20 protein-coding genes are annotated in these 17,218 nt (G+C 44.7%); 15 read left to right on the forward strand and 5 right to left on the reverse strand.

What is annotated here, in order from left to right:
- Positions 1-72 precede the first annotated feature (72 nt).
- The 4 genes from WMO31_RS00925 to WMO31_RS00940 all read left to right on the forward strand — a co-directional run bounded on the left by WMO31_RS00925 (position 73) and on the right by WMO31_RS00940 (position 6,980).
- Positions 73-2,163, forward strand: a complete 2,091-nt coding sequence (locus tag WMO31_RS00925; protein WP_131780863.1) for a DNA topoisomerase 3 — start codon at positions 73-75, stop codon at positions 2,161-2,163.
- 217 nt (positions 2,164-2,380) lie between these two features.
- Positions 2,381-6,409 carry an antirestriction protein ArdA gene (locus tag WMO31_RS00930; protein ID WP_367999057.1) on the forward strand — a complete coding sequence of 1,343 codons (4,029 nt, stop codon included), beginning with the start codon at positions 2,381-2,383 and terminating at the stop codon, positions 6,407-6,409.
- 2 nt (positions 6,410-6,411) lie between these two features.
- Entirely contained in the window at positions 6,412-6,618 is a 207-nt protein-coding gene (locus WMO31_RS00935) for a transposon-transfer assisting family protein (RefSeq protein WP_077735221.1), read from the forward strand.
- Positions 6,615-6,980, forward strand: a complete 366-nt coding sequence (locus WMO31_RS00940) for a cysteine-rich VLP domain-containing protein (RefSeq protein ID WP_077735222.1) — start codon at positions 6,615-6,617, stop codon at positions 6,978-6,980. The genes WMO31_RS00935 and WMO31_RS00940 overlap by 4 nt, the downstream gene beginning before the upstream one ends.
- Positions 6,981-7,124: 144 nt before the next feature.
- Here WMO31_RS00940 and WMO31_RS00945 read toward each other — a convergent pair whose 3' ends face one another.
- The 5 genes from WMO31_RS00945 to WMO31_RS00965 form a co-directional block, all read right to left on the reverse strand.
- On the reverse strand, positions 7,125-7,418 hold the full coding sequence (locus WMO31_RS00945; protein ID WP_077735223.1) for a hypothetical protein: 294 nt from the start codon (positions 7,416-7,418) through the stop codon (positions 7,125-7,127).
- A 38-nt stretch (positions 7,419-7,456) separates the two neighbouring features.
- Positions 7,457-7,735 carry a helix-turn-helix domain-containing protein gene (locus tag WMO31_RS00950; protein ID WP_077735224.1) on the reverse strand — a complete coding sequence of 93 codons (279 nt, stop codon included), beginning with the start codon at positions 7,733-7,735 and terminating at the stop codon, positions 7,457-7,459.
- Between the two features lie 60 nt (positions 7,736-7,795).
- Positions 7,796-9,145, reverse strand: coding sequence for a relaxase/mobilization nuclease domain-containing protein (locus WMO31_RS00955; protein WP_144017161.1), 1,350 nt, complete (start codon positions 9,143-9,145; stop codon positions 7,796-7,798).
- Positions 9,106-9,435, reverse strand: a complete 330-nt coding sequence (locus WMO31_RS00960) for a plasmid mobilization protein (protein ID WP_144017160.1) — start codon at positions 9,433-9,435, stop codon at positions 9,106-9,108. Before WMO31_RS00960 ends, WMO31_RS00955 begins: the two co-directional genes overlap by 40 nt.
- A 250-nt stretch (positions 9,436-9,685) precedes the next feature.
- Positions 9,686-10,039 carry a helix-turn-helix domain-containing protein gene (locus tag WMO31_RS00965; protein ID WP_144017159.1) on the reverse strand — a complete coding sequence of 118 codons (354 nt, stop codon included), beginning with the start codon at positions 10,037-10,039 and terminating at the stop codon, positions 9,686-9,688.
- Between the two features lie 161 nt (positions 10,040-10,200).
- On the opposite strand from WMO31_RS00965, the gene WMO31_RS00970 reads away from it, so the two are divergent.
- The 11 genes from WMO31_RS00970 (at position 10,201) to WMO31_RS01020 (ending at position 17,188) form a co-directional block, all read left to right on the forward strand.
- On the forward strand, positions 10,201-10,389 hold the full coding sequence (locus WMO31_RS00970; protein ID WP_144017158.1) for a helix-turn-helix domain-containing protein: 189 nt from the start codon (positions 10,201-10,203) through the stop codon (positions 10,387-10,389).
- Complete coding sequence (locus WMO31_RS00975) at positions 10,382-11,074, forward strand: response regulator transcription factor (protein ID WP_144017157.1); 693 nt, start codon at positions 10,382-10,384, stop codon at positions 11,072-11,074. The genes WMO31_RS00970 and WMO31_RS00975 overlap by 8 nt, the downstream gene beginning before the upstream one ends.
- 6 nt (positions 11,075-11,080) lie before the next feature.
- Positions 11,081-11,998 carry a sensor histidine kinase gene (locus WMO31_RS00980; RefSeq protein WP_367999058.1) on the forward strand — a complete coding sequence of 306 codons (918 nt, stop codon included), beginning with the start codon at positions 11,081-11,083 and terminating at the stop codon, positions 11,996-11,998.
- Positions 11,999-12,135: 137 nt separating this feature from the next.
- Positions 12,136-13,062: an ABC transporter ATP-binding protein gene (locus WMO31_RS00985; protein WP_144017155.1), complete on the forward strand. Its 927-nt coding sequence runs from the start codon at positions 12,136-12,138 to the stop codon at positions 13,060-13,062.
- The gene (locus WMO31_RS00990; protein WP_144017154.1) at positions 13,055-13,840 is read left to right on the forward strand and encodes an ABC transporter permease; all 786 of its coding nucleotides are present in this window, start codon (positions 13,055-13,057) and stop codon (positions 13,838-13,840) included. The genes WMO31_RS00985 and WMO31_RS00990 overlap by 8 nt, the downstream gene beginning before the upstream one ends.
- Positions 13,841-13,851: 11 nt before the next feature.
- Positions 13,852-14,670 carry an ABC transporter permease gene (locus tag WMO31_RS00995; RefSeq protein ID WP_144017153.1) on the forward strand — a complete coding sequence of 273 codons (819 nt, stop codon included), beginning with the start codon at positions 13,852-13,854 and terminating at the stop codon, positions 14,668-14,670.
- Positions 14,667-15,125, forward strand: a complete 459-nt coding sequence (locus WMO31_RS01000) for a hypothetical protein (protein WP_144017152.1) — start codon at positions 14,667-14,669, stop codon at positions 15,123-15,125. Before WMO31_RS00995 ends, WMO31_RS01000 begins: the two co-directional genes overlap by 4 nt.
- 20 nt (positions 15,126-15,145) lie before the next feature.
- A complete protein-coding gene (locus WMO31_RS01005) occupies positions 15,146-15,409 on the forward strand; it encodes a hypothetical protein (RefSeq protein ID WP_144017165.1) in 264 nt (87 codons plus the stop codon).
- A gap of 478 nt (positions 15,410-15,887) precedes the next feature.
- Positions 15,888-16,328, forward strand: coding sequence for an RNA polymerase sigma factor (locus tag WMO31_RS01010; RefSeq protein WP_009905239.1), 441 nt, complete (start codon positions 15,888-15,890; stop codon positions 16,326-16,328).
- Positions 16,309-16,566 carry a helix-turn-helix domain-containing protein gene (locus WMO31_RS01015; RefSeq protein ID WP_009905237.1) on the forward strand — a complete coding sequence of 86 codons (258 nt, stop codon included), beginning with the start codon at positions 16,309-16,311 and terminating at the stop codon, positions 16,564-16,566. The genes WMO31_RS01010 and WMO31_RS01015 overlap by 20 nt, the downstream gene beginning before the upstream one ends.
- Positions 16,567-16,984: 418 nt before the next feature.
- Positions 16,985-17,188 (forward strand): excisionase, encoded by a 204-nt coding sequence (locus tag WMO31_RS01020; protein ID WP_009905235.1) that lies wholly within the window; start codon positions 16,985-16,987, stop codon positions 17,186-17,188.
- The last annotated feature ends 30 nt before the right edge of the window (positions 17,189-17,218 follow it).

Genomic DNA, 17,218 nt, shown 5'->3' on the forward strand with positions numbered 1-17,218 from the left:
TATACAATCACTTGTAGGAGCAATCGAAAAATCGGTTGCTCTTTTCTTTTACCCGAAAGGAGGAACTTATATTTGATTTTAGTTATTGCAGAAAAGCCCAGTGTGGCGCAGACAATCGCTGCCGTACTTGGGGCAAAGGAAAAGAAAGACGGATTTCTCACAGGAAGCGGCTATATCGTTTCTTGGTGCGTAGGACATTTGGTAGGGCTTGCGGAAGCTGCCGCCTACGGGGAACAATATAAAAAGTGGAGCTATGACAGCTTACCGATTTTGCCGCAGGAATGGAAGTACACCGTTGCTTCTGACAAGGAAAAGCAATTCAAAACCCTAAAAGAGCTTATGCACCGGGCAGACGTTTCCGAAGTCGTCAATGCCTGCGACGCAGGGCGCGAGGGAGAACTCATTTTCCGTTTTGTCTATGAAATGGCGGGCTGCAAGAAACCTATGCGCCGCCTTTGGATTTCCTCTATGGAGGACAGCGCAATCAAAGAGGGCTTTTCCCGTCTGAAGAACGGCGAGGAATACGACGCGCTCTTTGCTTCCGCATTATGCAGGGCAAAGGCTGACTGGTTAATTGGTATCAATGCCACCCGCCTTTTCTCTGTCCTTTACAATCATACCTTGAACGTGGGGCGCGTACAGACCCCAACCTTAAAAATGCTTGTTGACCGGGACGCAGCGATTACCACTTTCAAGAAAGAAAAATACTACCATGTGCGCCTTGCCTTATCCGGCGCGGAAGCTGCAAGTGAAAGAATTTCAGATAAGGCAGAAGCAGACGCATTAAAAACGACTTGCGAAGCGTCAAAAGCAGTCTGTACTTCCCTTTTGAAAGAGAAAAAGACCGCAGCCCCGCCGAAACTCTTTGACCTTACTTCTTTACAGAGGGAAGCAAACCGCCTGTTCGGATATACGGCAAAACAGACCCTTGACCTTGCACAAGCCCTGTATGAAAAAAGACTTCTTACTTATCCGAGAACAGACAGCAGCTATCTTACTGACGACATGGGCGACACAGCGGCGGGCATTATTAAGCTGCTTTGCGGAAAATTTTCTTTTATGGCGGGAAAAGACTTCACGCCGGAGCTTGGAAAGGTGCTGAACAGTAAAAAGGTATCCGACCACCATGCCATTATCCCTACTATGGAGCTTGCAAAGACCGACCTTGCAGCGCTGCCGGAAAGCGAAAGAAATATCCTTACTCTTGCCGGGGGGCGTCTTATTATGGCGACTGCTGTACCGCATACCTTTGAAGCGGTTACAGCAGTTTTTGAGTGTGCCGGACAGTCCTTTACCGCAAGGGGAAAAACGGTACTGTCCGACGGGTGGAAAGAGATTGACCGAAAATACAGGACAGCCTTAAAGAACAAGCCCGAAACGGACGACGCAGACAGCGACACAGAAAATACCCTGCCGCCATTTACCGAGGGACAGACCTTTGAAAATCCGGCGGCAACGGTAACGGAGCATGACACAACACCGCCAAAACCTCACAACGAAGCGTCGCTGCTCTCTGCTATGGAGCGCGCCGGAAACGAGGACACCGACCCGGACGCAGAACGCAAAGGGCTTGGAACTCCCGCCACCCGCGCCGCCGTCATTGAAAAACTGGTAAAGGGCGGCTTTGTGGAGCGAAAAGGCAAGCAGCTACTTCCCACAAAGGACGGTATCAACCTTGTGTGCGTCCTGCCGGACACCTTGACAAGCCCGCAGCTTACCGCAGAATGGGAAAACAATCTGACGCAGATTGCAAAAGGCAAGGAAGACCCCGCCGCATTTATAGAGGGTATTGAGGATATGGCGCGGGAACTGGTAAAGACCTATCCGTTTCTTTCTGATGATAAAGCGCAGATGTTCAAGCCGGAACGGGAAGCGTTGGGAAGCTGCCCCCGCTGCGGTTCTCCTGTCTATGAGGGAAAGAAAAACTACTATTGCAGCAATAAGGAATGTAGCTTTACCATGTGGAAAAATGACCGTTTCTTTGAAGAACGAAAAGTAACCTTTACCCCAAAAATTGCCGCGGCACTCTTAAAATCCGGCAAGGTAAATGTGAAAAAGCTCTATTCCCCAAAGACGGGCAAAACCTACGACGGAACTATCGTATTGGCTGATACGGGCGGGAAATATGTCAACTACCGGGTGGAGCTTCCGAAGAAAAAATAACTGAATAGCAAGCATAGGAAAAGAGTACCCTTTTCCGTAAAATCCCTGCTTTCTCTACCGAGAACGGCGGGGATTTTTGCTTGTTGGGAAGTGTCCCAAACCCTCTGAAATCTTGAAAAAATATATAAAATCTTTGGCAAAAAGGCGGGCGCAGGGTACTGAATGATGAAACAGGAAAAAGCAGCGTCCGCGCTGCCTTTGGGAAAGGAGGTTACACATGGCAAGTTTACGGGACACCGTAAAGGACTATCAAGAAGAATTAAGGGACGGTATCGCTTGGGTGGCGTTTTGGAAAACGGGACGCTCTTGGAACGCAGAATATTTCCACCTTGAAATGGGCGACTACCTTTACCCGGAGGACAGAAGCCGTATGGAAGAAATCAAGCAGGCTGACCCTGCCGCCGTTGTGGTAAACGGTTATTATTCCGGCTATCTTGGCGAGAATATGAACCTTGACGAGCTGACCGCCGGAGTGCGCCGACACTACGAAAACGGATATAGCAATATCGGGGAATTTATCGAAGCCCACGACGACAGGCTGCCGCCGGAGCTTATCGAGGAAGCAAGAGCCGCCGCCCACGCTGCGGGGCTGCCTTTCTCTGAAAAAGCCTACCGGGACGGCGAAGAACCCGACCCCTATCTATTTGACGGGAGCATGAGCATGGAGGACTACGAACTTATGCACCGCATGATTGAGAAAGAAAGGAGTGAACGCATGGCAGAAACGATTTTAAGCGGGTATCTTTCTAATCTTGGAAAGTACACCGAGGGCAGCCCTGCGGGCGAATGGGTATCATTCCCCACGACTGCCGAACATTTGAAAGAAGTCTTTGACCGTATCGGGATTGACTTTAAGAACTATGGAGAATGGCATTTTACAGAATTTCAATCTTCCGTTCCGGGCTTGACAACACACCTTAACGAATTTTCCCACCCCGACGAACTGAATTATTTGGGCGAACTTTTGAAAATGCAGTTTGACGACGACAGGGAAAAATTTGTTGCAGCTATGGCATACGGCGACCATACAAGGGACTTGCAGGACATTATCAACCTTGCACAAAACCTTGATTGTTACTGGCTTTATCCGTCCGTACAGAGTGAGGAAGATTACGGGCATTATCTGATTGAAGAACTGGACGAGTTGGAGTTGCCCGAAGAAGCAAAAAAATATTTCATGTATGAGGAATACGGGCGGGACGCTGCTATCAATGACGGGGGCAGATTTACCGAGCAGGGCTATATCTACAATAACCGCAACACATTTACAGAATGGTACGACGGGCGTGACGTGCCGGAGGAATACCGGGTAACGCCGCAGCCGCCAGTACAGGAAAAGGAACAGGCAGACCTTGACGCTTCCGCAGCCATACAAACCGCCGCCACAGAGCAGCCCCCGGTTCTCCCGATTATCCTATCTTCTGAAAAGCCCGCCGATAAAATGAAAGAGATTACCGACCGACTGGAACAGGGAATTTTAGGACTTTATGAAAGCGACCGTTACGCCGATTATCTGCGTACCATGTCAAAATTCCATGATTACAGCCTTAACAATACAATCCTTATCGCCATGCAGGGCGGTAACCTTGTGAAAGGCTATAAACAATGGGAAAAGGAATTTGACCGCCATGTAAAGCCGGGAGAAAAAGCTATCAAGATACTTGCGCCGTCCCCGTTTACCGTTAAGAAACAGGTGGAAAAAATCGACCCGGACACCCAAAAGCCTGTTTTCGATAAAGACGGGAAGCCTGTTACCGAGGAAAAGGAAATCAAGATACCCGCTTTTCGTGTAGTATCTGTCTTTGATATTTCACAGACCGAGGGAAAGGAGCTTCCTGCCCTTACCTATGAGCTGACGGGCAACGTGGAACAATACAAGGATTTTTTCGCTGCCCTTGAAAAGACTTCCCCCTTTGCTATGGGATTTGAAGCATTAAGCGACGGCGTAAAAGGACGCTGCAATTACGAGGAAAAGCGTATCTTCATCAACGAGGGTATGGACGAATTGCAGAATATCAAGACCGCAATCCATGAAATCGCCCACGCCACGCTGCATGATACCGCCCTTGCCATGCCGGAACGCCCCGACCGCCGCACCCGCGAGGTACAGGCGGAAAGCGTCGCCTATGCGGTCTGCCAACATTACGGGCTTGATACGTCGGACTATTCTTTTGGGTATATCGCCGGGTGGAGCAGCGGAAAAGAACTTGCAGAACTGAAAGGCTCTCTTGAAACAATCCGCAGTACCGCCGCAAGTCTGATTGATACCATAGACGGACATTTTGCAGAAATCCAAAAGGCACAGGATAAGGAACAGACCACCGAACAGGCGCAGCCCGCACAAGAAGCTACCAAACAGCCCGAAGCAGAAGCAGCCGCGCCGGAGCTTCCCGAAGAAACAGCCCCGGTACAGGAAAAAGAAGCACAGCCGGAACAGGCTGCACCCGCCCCTTATTACACTATCAATGAAGCTGCCGCCAAACGCGCAAAGGATATGAACAGCTTTTCCGATTATAAGCAAGGCAGCGCGACGGCTGAATACAGGCATTACGTTGATGAAGCCGTACAGCTTGCAGAAAGGCAGAAACAGCGGGTAGACCCGATGTACCATGAGAAAATCGACAGCCTGCTTGACACCTACGCCCGGAAACTGGCGGCGAACATGAACAAAGGCTATGAGATTGACGCGCGTGTTCCCTCTATCCTGATTGCGGGCGGCTCTAACTTCCCCACAAGGAAGAAAGAAAAGCAGAACGCAGCCCGCGACAGCAATTACCGGGAATGGCAGGACATACATGGGCTTCTTGATAAAATCCGCAGTACCGGCATGGGCGGTATCAGCGCAGACGACCCACAGGCAGTACAGAAGTTAGAAAAGAAACTGGAAAGCCTTGAAAAATCGCAGGAAACCATGAAAGCCGTAAACGCCTATTACCGCAAGCATAAGACCCTTGACGGCTGCCCGCATTTACCGCCGGAGGAACTGGAAAAACTGAAAGCAGACATGGCGAGCGGTTGGCATTTGGAGGACAAGCCCTTTGCGACTTGGGCGTTATCCAACAACAGCGCAGAAATCCGGCGAGTGAAAGACCGTATCAAATCCCTTTCGCAGCAAAAAGAAATCGGTTTTGTGGGTTGGGAGTTTGACGGCGGCAAGGTGGAAGCAAACACCGAAGCGAACCGACTGCAAATCTTCTTTGAGGATAAGCCGGACGAAGCCACGCGGGAAGCCCTAAAAAGTAATGGCTTCCGTTGGTCGCCAAAAGCGGGGGTATGGCAGCGGCAGCTTACCAGTAACGCCTATTATGCGGCTGATTATGTCAAGGCGATTGCACCCCTTACCGGGGAAAAGCCTACCGAGTTACAGCGGGCGCATATCCGGCAGCAAAAGGTAGCTGCACAGGGACAACCCATACAGGAGCAGCCGGAACAGGAAGCCCCACAGGATAAAGACACCTTTTCCATTTATCAGATAAAAGGCGGGGACGAAACAAGGGACTTGCGCTTTGAACCTTACGACCGTCTGACTGCCACAGGACACCGGGTAGACGAGAAAAACTATACACTTGTCTATTCCGCAGAGCTTACGCCAGGGATTTCCCTTGAAGATATTTACACCCGCTTCAATATCGACCACCCGAAAGATTTTAAGGGACACAGCCTTTCCGTTTCCGACGTGGTGGTGCTTCATCAGAACGGGCAGGACACCGCCCACTATGTAGACAGCTTCGGTTATAAGGAAGTGCCGGAGTTTTTCAAGGAGCAGGAAAAAGCCCTCATTCCCGATAACTTGGAAACGGGCGAAACAATCAGAACACCGAGGGGGACTTTCTATGTAACCACCATGAGCCGCGAGCAAATGGAAGCTGCCGGATATGGATTGCACCACCAGTCCGACGACGGAAAATATCTGATTATGGGGAATGGAACGCGGGCGTTTGCCATTTTCGCAGAGCAGCCGGAAAACTATCTGAAAGCTGCCGAGCAGACCACCGAGCAAAACTACAACATGATTGACGGGCAGATAAACAACACCCCGACCGTCGCAGAACTGGAAGCAAAGGTAAAGGCAGGAGAAACCATTTCCCTTGTTGACCTTGCGGAAGCTGTCAAGGCTGACAAGGAACGCGGCAAGGCAGCGAAAACGGAAAAGAAGCCCTCTATCCGGGCGCAGCTTAGAGCAGACAAAGAAAAGACAGCACAGAAAAAAGCGGCAAAATCAAAAAATCACGAATTGGAGGTATGAGCATGATTAGACTGACCGTTGAAGAAACAAACCTGTTGAGCATTTACAATGAGGGCGGCAAGCGCGGGCTTATGGAGAACATCAACGCTGCGCTGCCGTTCATGGACGAGGATATGCGGGAACTGGCGAAGCGCACCCTTGCGAAAATCGTACCTCTGACAGAAAATGAGTATGCGGAGCTTGCCATTTTCGCCGCTGATGAGGTATGACCGGGGGTAAGCGGCTTACGCCGCCCCAAAGCCGGAAAGTCAACAGCCTTGTAAAAAAGGAGTGCTGCAACTGCGATAACGGACACTGTATTTTACTGGACGACGGGGAGGAATGTGTCTGTCCGCAGCTTATTTCCTATTCGCTTCTATGCAAATGGTTTCAGACCGCCGTACTTCCCCTTGATAAGCTACTGTATGCGGAGCTATTCAAGACCGAGGATAAAAAGCGTTGTACCGAGTGCGGAGCTTCTTTTGCGTCCACCTCTAACAGCGTCAAATACTGCCCGGACTGCCGGAAGCGTATTACCCGCAGACAGGCAGCGGAGCGCATGAGAAAACGGCGCGCCCTTGTTACGCAGTAGGGGCAAAAAAAGCCTTGATTTACGGGGCATAACAGACACGAAACTTGCATAAGCGATATGGAATACCTTTTCCCTTAAAATCGGGGTTCTACTGCGTAACATTTCTAAATCAGTACCTATGAAAGGACAGGGTGCGGGAGGTCATTACTGGCTTCCTGCACCCTGTTCTTTTTGTGTCTGACTGTCTTTATTCTGTATTCCCGGCTTCGGCTGCAATTCTTTTTCTATCCGGTTTCGGTAATGGGATTTCCTGCGGTAGAAATAGTTTGTTACTTCCTGTTCCGGCAGCCATATCCCCGCAGCTTCTATCCGTTCCATAACAGCGGCAACGATTTTCCAGTTGTTGCGCTTATGCGGCTCATGCCCTTTTTCTATCCAAAGGCGGCGGTATTCCTCATAAAGCCATATACTGACAGCTTCTTTCTGTCGCTGCTTCAAATGCCGGAACTGCTTATCTGTCCGCAGCAGCTTTCCGTCTACCTTTTTATGATTTTTTGTTCCGATTTCTTTTTTTCCTCTCTTTCCATTTCCTCAAGGGGAAACTGGGGGAGGGCTTCTATCAGCTTCATTGTGATATTCTGGCGCATATCTTCATCAATTTCCAGTTTGAATGTTCCGTCCGGCTGACGTTTCTTTACAGTTGCCTGCCTGTCGATTTCGTCCTTGTAGCACATAAGCACCTTTTCCACCGCCCATGTTTCCCCGGCAACGGCAGCACGTATGGTTTCATAATCGGGTATCGTTTGGTCTGCCATGTTTTCACACTCCTGTCTGTATTGGAATACCTTTATCCTACCACGCTTTTATGAATATTTCTACTGTAAGCGTTCGGTTTCCCTGCCCCGTTCCGGCTCTTTATTCAGCCTTAAAATACTGTCTATGTTCTGTTTGATAACGTCATATTCCTTGACCTGTTTTTTTAGCTTGCCATAATCAGCATAAAGGGCTTCTTTCTGCGCTTGGAGTTTCCCGTATTCTTCCTGCATGGCGGCGAGATTGGGGAGCTTGGTAATGCCCGCCGCTTTCAGTGTCTTTACTGCCGCTTCATGGAGTATCAGACTGCTTTCCTGCTTTGCCCGGTATGCGTCCTTATCCTTTGTCCTGCGGTATGCTTCATAGATGGGTTTTGTCTTTTGGTAGGTGGTAACGTGCTTCATCAGCACCGCCATATCTGCAAGACGCTTTTCCACGCTCTTTAATGCGTCTGCTGTCTTTTCATTCTCCGCATTTATTTCCTCAATCCGGCTGACTAAATCTGCGTACTGCTCAATCTGATGTTCGGTCAAGAAATTCATAGTCTTTGCTGCCAGTTTCAGATTATGGATTTTCGCCCACTGTTCATAGCCCCGGCTCTCTTGTGCCTTGATACTGTTTTCAATGTCGATAAGCAGCGATACACCACGCTGCTCTTTGGGAGCTTTCGCCGCTTTTGTACGCTTGCCCGCAATCCGTTCTCTGATTGCTTCTTCTGTATAATCTGCACCGAGAGTTTTTAAGCGGGTAAACCGTTCCTGTCCCGGAGCGCGGCAGGAGGTATATTTTCCCGGCTTTATCTCATAGCCCGCCGCCTGTAACCGCTGCAACAATTCTTCAAAACTTGCCACTTGGGGGATAAGCGTATCAATGGCGATTTTCAGCTTGCCTTTCCAACTTGTCCCGGTTTTCTCCGCTTGATATTCCGCATAACTTTTTCCCTTACTGCCTTTGCCCGGAACGACCACAGATAGCCCGTTTTCCCGGCACAACTTATCGCTCATGTTCCGTATGCCGTAGTAGCTGCGTTTATTGGAATTGTACTTATGGTAGTCAACGAAATTGACCGCACAAAAAATGATATGGTTATGGATATGCCCCTTGTCTATGTGGGTAGTTAGGACGTATTCATGCTGTCCTTTTGTTACCGCGTCGGCAAGCTGCTTTCCGATTGCGTGGGCTTTCTCACAGTCCACTTCTCCCGGCTCAAAAGATTGTATCAGATGAAAAGCTAAGTTGTTCCCTTTTTGCCGAGCCTGCGACAAAGTATATTCAAACTCAATATCTGCCGTTTCATAGCTGCACCCAAAGGAGGACACAAGCGTTTTCCCGTCTGTCTTATCCGGGTTTTGGATATAGTCAAGGGCTTTGCTCAACGTGCTTTTAATAGGCTTAATCTTTGTAACCGCCATATTTCCGCAAGCACCCCCTTTATTTCCTCTATGTCCTCTTGGTAGACGATGCCTGTCGCGTTGACACGCTTTGCAATCTGATTGATATTGACCCCGATTTTCTGTATCTCCGCTGTCATGGCTTTTATGTCGCTATGGTCTGTCTGAATGATGTACCCGTCAATGGCAATCTTGCGAAGATACGCCGCCATGTTCCGGGTGGGGACGAGCTTCATTTTCTGCTCAATCAATGCCCGTTCTTCCTCTGTTACATAGAATTTGATTTGTACTTTTCTTTTGCGTCCATTCATGCAATCGCTCCTTTCCATTCCGAGGGTTTGGGACACTTCCCAACAAGCAATTTTCAACCGACGCACCGCAGGACGGGAGGGCGAAAATACGGAAAAGGGTACTCTTTTCCTATGCTTGCTAAGAAAGTTTTTTTCCTCACTGGTTACTACAAGGCAATGCTCTATATGCCAAAAAAGAGCAAAAGAAAAACGCTGCAATCAGTAAAGATTACAACGCTTCCTAAATCATATTCAATTTTACCGGACACATTTATTTGTCCTCTTTTTCGACTTCTGAAATTTCTTTTGCAGTTGCCGTTACAATCCGTATGCCGTTATCGCTCATATCATCAAGGAGAGCGTCAAGCTGCCGCCGCTTTGTATCTTTTTCGGCGGGCGTATCTAAAAGAAACTGGTCTACGGATATATTGTAACGGAGCATAAGCTCAAAAAAGATTTGCAGACTGGGGTGCTGTCCTTTGTTTTCAATATTCGCAAGGTAACGAGGGGAAATATACATTTCATCACTTACCTGTTTGCGGCTTTCCTTACGCCCCGTCCGCGCAGCTTTTATCGCTTCTCCAAATGCTTTGAAGTCATATTTTTCTACTGGTCTTTTTGCCATATTTATTCACCCAGTTACATTTTACTGTTCCCCTTTCTGCTTGGATATGTCTATACAGTTCCACTAATTAGCCATAATAATTCATATCTATATACTTGCTATTGTTCGTGTATCCGACTATAATTATACTGATATGATTTGCAGAAAGGACTTGGGTTGTTATGGAATATATGTCTTGCCCCGAAGCAGCAAAGAAATGGGGAATTTCTGAACGGCGTGTACAGATACTTTGCAGGGAGAACCGCATACCGGGTGTTGCAAAACTTGGGTATATGTGGCTGATACCACAAGACGCAGAAAAACCGATTGACGGTAGAACAAAACAAGGAAAGGAGCTATACCATGAATAAAGTTTTGATTATAGATGATGATAAGGAACTTTGTGCGCTGATTAAACGCAGCGTACTATCAGAAGATATAGAAGCTGATTTTTGTAATACTGGAAAAGAGGGATTACAAAAATTAAAAGAGAGAGAATATCAACTTGTGATACTGGACGTTATGATGCCCGGTATGGACGGATTTGAAACATTGGAAGAAATTAGAAAGGAAAGCAGCCTGCCGATTTTGATGTTCACATCAAAAAATGACAGTGCTTCTAAGGTACGCGGTTTAAGGGCAGGAGCTGATGATTACTTGACAAAACCTTTTGACATGGACGAACTGATAGCCCGTATCGTTTCCCTTATACGCCGTTATACCCGTTTCAATCAACAGGACGGAATATCACAGCAGCTTGAATTTGACGGATTGAAAATTGATATTGAAAATCGTTCTGTTACTACGGAAAATGGAATTTTTGAATTGCCTCCAAAAGAATTTGACCTACTCTTATACTGCGCAAAAAATCAAGGGAAAATTCTGACAAAGCAACAGATTTATGAAGAAGTGTGGAGAGAGGAATATTTCTATGATGACAGCAACATTATGGCAATTATCAGCCGACTTCGCAAGAAATTAGAGATAAATCCCGGAAGTCCAAAATATATTCAAACGATTAAAGGTATCGGTTATCGTTTTAACAAGGAGGTTTGATTTTCTATGGAAGCAATTATTTTTCTATCCATAATCATTGCACTTTTTTCTATTTTTCTTTCCTACTTTGTCATCAGACGTGTTAAAAAACAGATAGCCGAGATAACAGACGCACTGATTGATATAAAAAAAGGAAATGGGAATAGACGTATCTTATCTGCAACAAACGAACTGGTAGCCCCTCTTGCCTATGAAATAAATGAGATTGTTGTGTCTTATGAGAGCAGGCTTTCTACTGTCCGGCAGACAGAAGAAACAAACCGACAGCTTATGACAAGTCTTTCCCATGATGTTCGGACACCGCTTACAACGCTTATTGGGTATCTTGACGCTGCACATAAAGGAATTGTTACAGGAAAAGACAGGGACGACTATATCGAAACTGCCCGCCGTAAAGCCCACGATTTGAAAGAATATATTGATGTTCTTTTTGACTGGTTCAAATTAAATTCTAATGAGTTTGCTATGGATATAAATATTGTTGAAGCTGCGGAGCTGACACGAAATATCTTGATTGACTGGATACCCATATTTGAAGATAAGCAGATAGATTACAACATTGATATTCCCGAACAGCCTTTCCGGGTAAAACTTGATACGGACGGCTATATGAGGATATTGAACAATCTTATTCAGAATGTAATTTCTCACAGTCATGCGGATAAAATAGAAATAATCCTGTCAAAGCAGGAAAAAAATATGCAAATCCGATTAGCAGATAATGGAATAGGGATTGAAAAAGAAGATTTGAAGCATATTTTTGAACGGCTCTATAAATGCGATAAGGGACGGTCTGAAAAAGGCAGCGGTCTTGGGCTTTCTATCACACACCAACTTGTAGAAAAGATGAACGGCACAATAACAGCAAATAGCATACAGGGAAAAGGAACGGAATTTACTTTGCTTTTTCCCTTAGCAAATTAAGGTTCTCCCGTCCTTATGACGGGAGCCTTAATTATTTGGGGGAGAAATATTTCAAATTGCAAGGTTAATGCAAGGTTGCGGCAAGGTTAATGCAAGGTTGGTGTGATAGAATACTTTACAGAACAGGAGGTTTGAATATGGACAAAAATTATATCATTGAAACAAAAAATCTTACAAAACAGTACGGCTCACAAAAGAGTGTCGCTGACTTAAATATCCATGTGCAGAAAGGGAAAATTTACGGACTGCTTGGAAGAAACGGAGCTGGAAAAACGACCACTATGAAAATGCTGCTCGGATTAACAAAGCCAACTTCCGGCGAAGTTAAAATATGGGGAAAGTCTTTGCAAGGGAATGAAAAGAAACTGTTGCCCCGTATCGGTAGTCTGATTGAGTCCCCCGGCTTTTATCCTAATCTGACTGCTACGGAAAATTTGCGTATCTTTGCAACCTTACGGGGCGTACCAAACAGCCACGCAATTAAAGACGCTTTAGATTTGGTGGGATTGCCTTATAAAGACAAGAAACTATTTTCCCAGTATTCTCTTGGTATGAAACAACGGCTTGCGATTGCACTTTCCATTATGCACGACCCGGAGCTTTTGATTTTAGATGAACCTATCAATGGGCTTGACCCGATTGGAATTGCAGAGGTGCGCTCCTTTATTCGTGAACTTTGCGATACAAAAGGAAAAACAATTTTAATTTCCAGTCATATTCTTTCGGAGATTTCTCTGCTAGCAGATGATATTGGAATTATCGACCATGGCGCACTACTGGAAGAAGAAAGTCTTGCGGAACTGGAACAAAAAAGCAGTAAACATATCCGATTTACTCTTTCTGATACCGCACAGGCAGCAAGAATTTTGGAACGTACTTTCCACGAAAACCATTTTTCTATACAGGACGACCACAATTTACGTCTACACAATCTTGATTTACCAGTAGGGAAAATTGTAACCGCCTTTGTAGAAAATGGATTGGAGGTATCAGAAGCTCATACTTGTGAAGAAAGCCTTGAGGATTATTTCAAGCGTGTGACAGGAGGCGAGGGAATTGCTTAAACTGATTAAATGCGAGTTTTACAAATTTAAACGACGTTCTCTTTTTGTTTTGGCTACTCTTGTTGCTTTGGTTTTTCCGATAGTAATGACTGCTTTATATTGGAACATTCCAACACAAGTTAATTATGATAATTTGTTTTCTGGCATTGTGGACTATGGCGATTTTCTTCTTTTGTTGCCGATATTGGTTGTTATTGCAACTTCTCTGTTCTTTACAGAAACAGATAACGACACTTTAAAGAACCTTACAACAATTCCTGTTAGTAAAGGTAAAATAGTTGTAGCAAAAATCGGAGTAATGGCTATTATTTCAGTATCTTATACGCTTTTAGGTTTTTTTGCCAGTATGTTGTGTTCAAAAATCCTTGGTATTGCTATGGAAAACATGGCACAAAAATTTGTATTGAGTATAGGATTGGGAATAATGCTCTTAGCCGCGGCTTTACCTTGTGTGGCATTAGTTGTATGGTTCAATAAAAGTGACTTGATTTCTATTGTCATTACTCTTTTTTACACAATTATAAACTATGTAATTCACGTAACAGATATAGGAATGCTGACACCAGTAGGAGTAAATATAGGAACAATCTTACCTATACCTGTAATCAATCGTTGGATTTATCAATTTTACGACGAGGGGAGCGGAGCCGCGGCTGAATTTTATAACACTATGCGTCCTTATTTTGTCCCCACTCATATATGCGTCTGTATTATTGCACTCTTTCTGCTCGTATCAATTTATGCAATTATAAAAATTTATAATCGTCGTGAAATATAGGAGGTGTGAATATGCTTGCTTTTATTACAACAGAATTTCAAAAGTTAAAAAGATACAGTATTATTTTAGTTGGTATGCTTGGTGTAGCGTGTTCCCCTATTATTTCAATCGTTATGCAAAAAATTATGACAGATGAAGCTAAAAATGTCTTGAATTATACATTTCCCGATTTACTTAATAGTACGATTTGGAATAATATGACCATGTTTTTTCCTATGATTATAGCTTTGATTGGTGGCTATATGATTAACCGGGAATACACTGATGATACACTAAAAAATCTGCAAGTTATTCCTATTGCTTTTCCTAAACTGATGATTGGGAAGCTAAGTACAATAGGACTACTTTCTATACTTTTAGGGTTATGTAATTCATTTGTCACTATTATAGTCGGAATAATCGCTTGTCGTGAGAATATGACTTTATCAACGATTATAATTGGTACTATACAAATTTGTGGAATGGCATTATTTACATTTATTGGAGAAATGCCACTTATCGCACACTGTGGAAAAAAACAAAACTCTTTCAAAGGTGGGGCTGTTGCAGCTTTTCTATTAGGATATATCAGTATCTACTTCAAAAATCCTATTATCAGAAATTTGTATCCGCTCTCTGCCGGATTAAGTATAGTCGGATTTAACGGAGAAGGATTTGTGACAGATACTACCGGAGCCTATTCATCTTCTCAAAGCATTTTATTAGGTGTTTTAATGATGTTGGCTATGCTTATATTATCATTGATAATAATTTCTATTCCGCAAAAAGAAACTTTAGCTACCCCTTTATCTCAAAAAAGAAGAAAGACAGAAAGGAAGATTGCAAAATGAAAAAGCTGATACCTTTATTTTTAATGTTATGTTGTCTTGTTTCTGTAACTGCCTGTTCTAAAGACGAAATTGTAAGTAATTATAATCAGGCATTACAGTCTATTGGTGATAAGGGTTTAACAGATGATAAAGATTTGCAAGGAAAACGTGAATTTGGTATAGATAGCTATGTAGGAAGTTATACCGCTGATTATGATAATTTTTCCGGTAATGAAATCATTTTCGGGGGAACAGCTCTTGAACGAGATAATGGAAATAAAATAGAAATTTCCTGCGATATAGCTGCTCAAACCGGAAATTTGAAACTAATTTTACAAACGGGAACTGATGAACCGAAAATCCTTTGTGATACAGAAAGCTCATATAATGATACTATTGAACTTCCGTCTGCAAGCAATTATGTTCTGATTGAAGCAGACAATTTTACAGGTTCACTGAAATTAAAACTTAAATGATAAATAGAAAGGAAACCATTATGAAAGAAAAAATTTTAAGTATTATATCCCTCGTTACAATTTTTGTACCCCTTACTATGTTATTTGTTTGGAAGCCTACGGCTGCAAATGCAACAGCTATTGCTATTGGTTACGGTGTTTTTATTGTTGCCAGTTTTCTTTACGCACTATTCTTATTTTTCAAAAGACAGCAACGCGATATTTATGTAAAAGTTGGATTGGGTGTAAATGCTCTTTACCTACTTGGGATATTATTTATGGTTATAATTCCACGTCTTTTCTAAAATTTAAAATCTAAATATCTGCCGGACGACGGCAAAAGAAAAAAAGCCGTCGCAAAGCAGATACACTTTCACGCGCCTTTGAAGCGGTGGCTTGATTTTTAGAGCCGCCGCTTCTTTTTGCACAAATTTAGCAACGACGACCCCATTTAACTTTGCAATCAGCATGGCGGCATATAGGAGGTTGCCGTTATGCTGAATAGAATAAGCTATATCTATTTGACAAAAGAAAGTCTTTTGTCAAAAAAAGTTTCTATCTTGCAACGGGGTATTCCGGGCAATGGTATGAACTATCAAATCAATTAAATACCGCTGTTATTTCCTATGCGTCTATCTGCGTTTTGCAGACGGGCGCATTTTGCATTTTACAGAAGATTTTTCAAATAAATTTTCCTATTCGTCCGGCATTTGAAAAAGTCGTCTGTATTATCACGCGAAAAGGGGAGGTACTACCGCCTTTCGGCAGAAAGGAGGTGATTACATGGAACCTAATCGCAGAGAATTTCAGAAGCAATGTGCCTTTCAAAGTTTCTGTAAACGGGTGCTGCACAACGAAGCCTGCAACGCCCATGATGAAATCCGGCGACGCAGGAAACGGGAAGTTTCCTTTTGTGACCTTGCCTTGCATGAGGAACGGCAGCTTTACACTACGGATAAGTATTTTCAAGCTGAAACAGCCGAGCCGACTTATCAAATGGCAGGAAAAGAAATAACCCCGAAACTATTGCTTGAAGCAATTCGCACCCTGCCGGAGGAAAAGAGAACCGCTATACTTCTGTACTATTTCGAGGGCATGACTGACGTGGAAATCGGAAAGATGTTCAATACGTCGCGCAGCACGATACAGTACAGACGGACAAGCTCTTTTGAACTGTTAAAGAAATATTTGGAGGAACACGCTGATGAATGGAACGAATGGTAATCAAAACGACTACCCGGAAAATGCCCTTGTTCCCTATCCCGTTATTTTGGCGGCGAGCAAAGGCGACCCGGACGCTATGAAAATGGTCTTGCAGCATTTCAGCGGCTACATAGCAAGTCTTTCCATGCGGAAGCTCTACGACGAGCGCGGCAATGTCTATTATGGCGTTGACGAGGATATTCGGGAACGACTGCAAGCAAGACTGATGAGGGCTATCCTCACTTTTCGGGCTGAATAACCTATGCGATATTGGAGCGCTTCTTCCCCTTTTCCGTTCCATACCGCATGACCGCCCCTTGCTCTTTGACAAAGAAAGCGACGCAATAGAACGGCGACGCAGCATAAGGCAAATCGGATACATTCCTTTTGTGCCGAGCCATACGGCGGGTACGCCATGACCTTTCTCCTATGAAGAAACGAGCGAGAACCACCGCGCCGCAAAGCAAGTGTAGCAACCTGCGGGCGATAACGCACAGAATACATAATGATACTTCCTTATAGCCATAGTCCGAGCGTTAGAAGCGTCGCAGGCAATGGGTAGGGCTTCGGCAGACCGCCGGAGGGGTGCAAGTCCCATGAGGTTGTGCTAACAGCCGTCCGATTAAAGCCTATGTCACTGATTGACTTTTGACCCACTAAGAAAGGGGGACAACAAAATGAACAATAACGACGTGCCGATTTGGGAAAAATACACCCTTACCATAGAAGAAGCCGCAAAATATTTCCGTATCGGAGAAAGTAAGCTGCGAAAACTGGCAGAAGAAAATCCCGTCCCGGACTGGGTAATGATGAATGGAAACCGTATTCAGATTAAGCGCAAGCAGTTTGAAAAAATGATTGATACGGTGGACGCAATCTGATAGTGAAATCGAGCCTTGAATGTGGTACAA

The organism is Ruminococcoides intestinale (genome assembly GCF_040095935.1).
In the GTDB taxonomy this organism is placed as follows: Bacteria; Bacillota; Clostridia; order Oscillospirales; family Acutalibacteraceae; genus Ruminococcoides; species Ruminococcoides intestinale.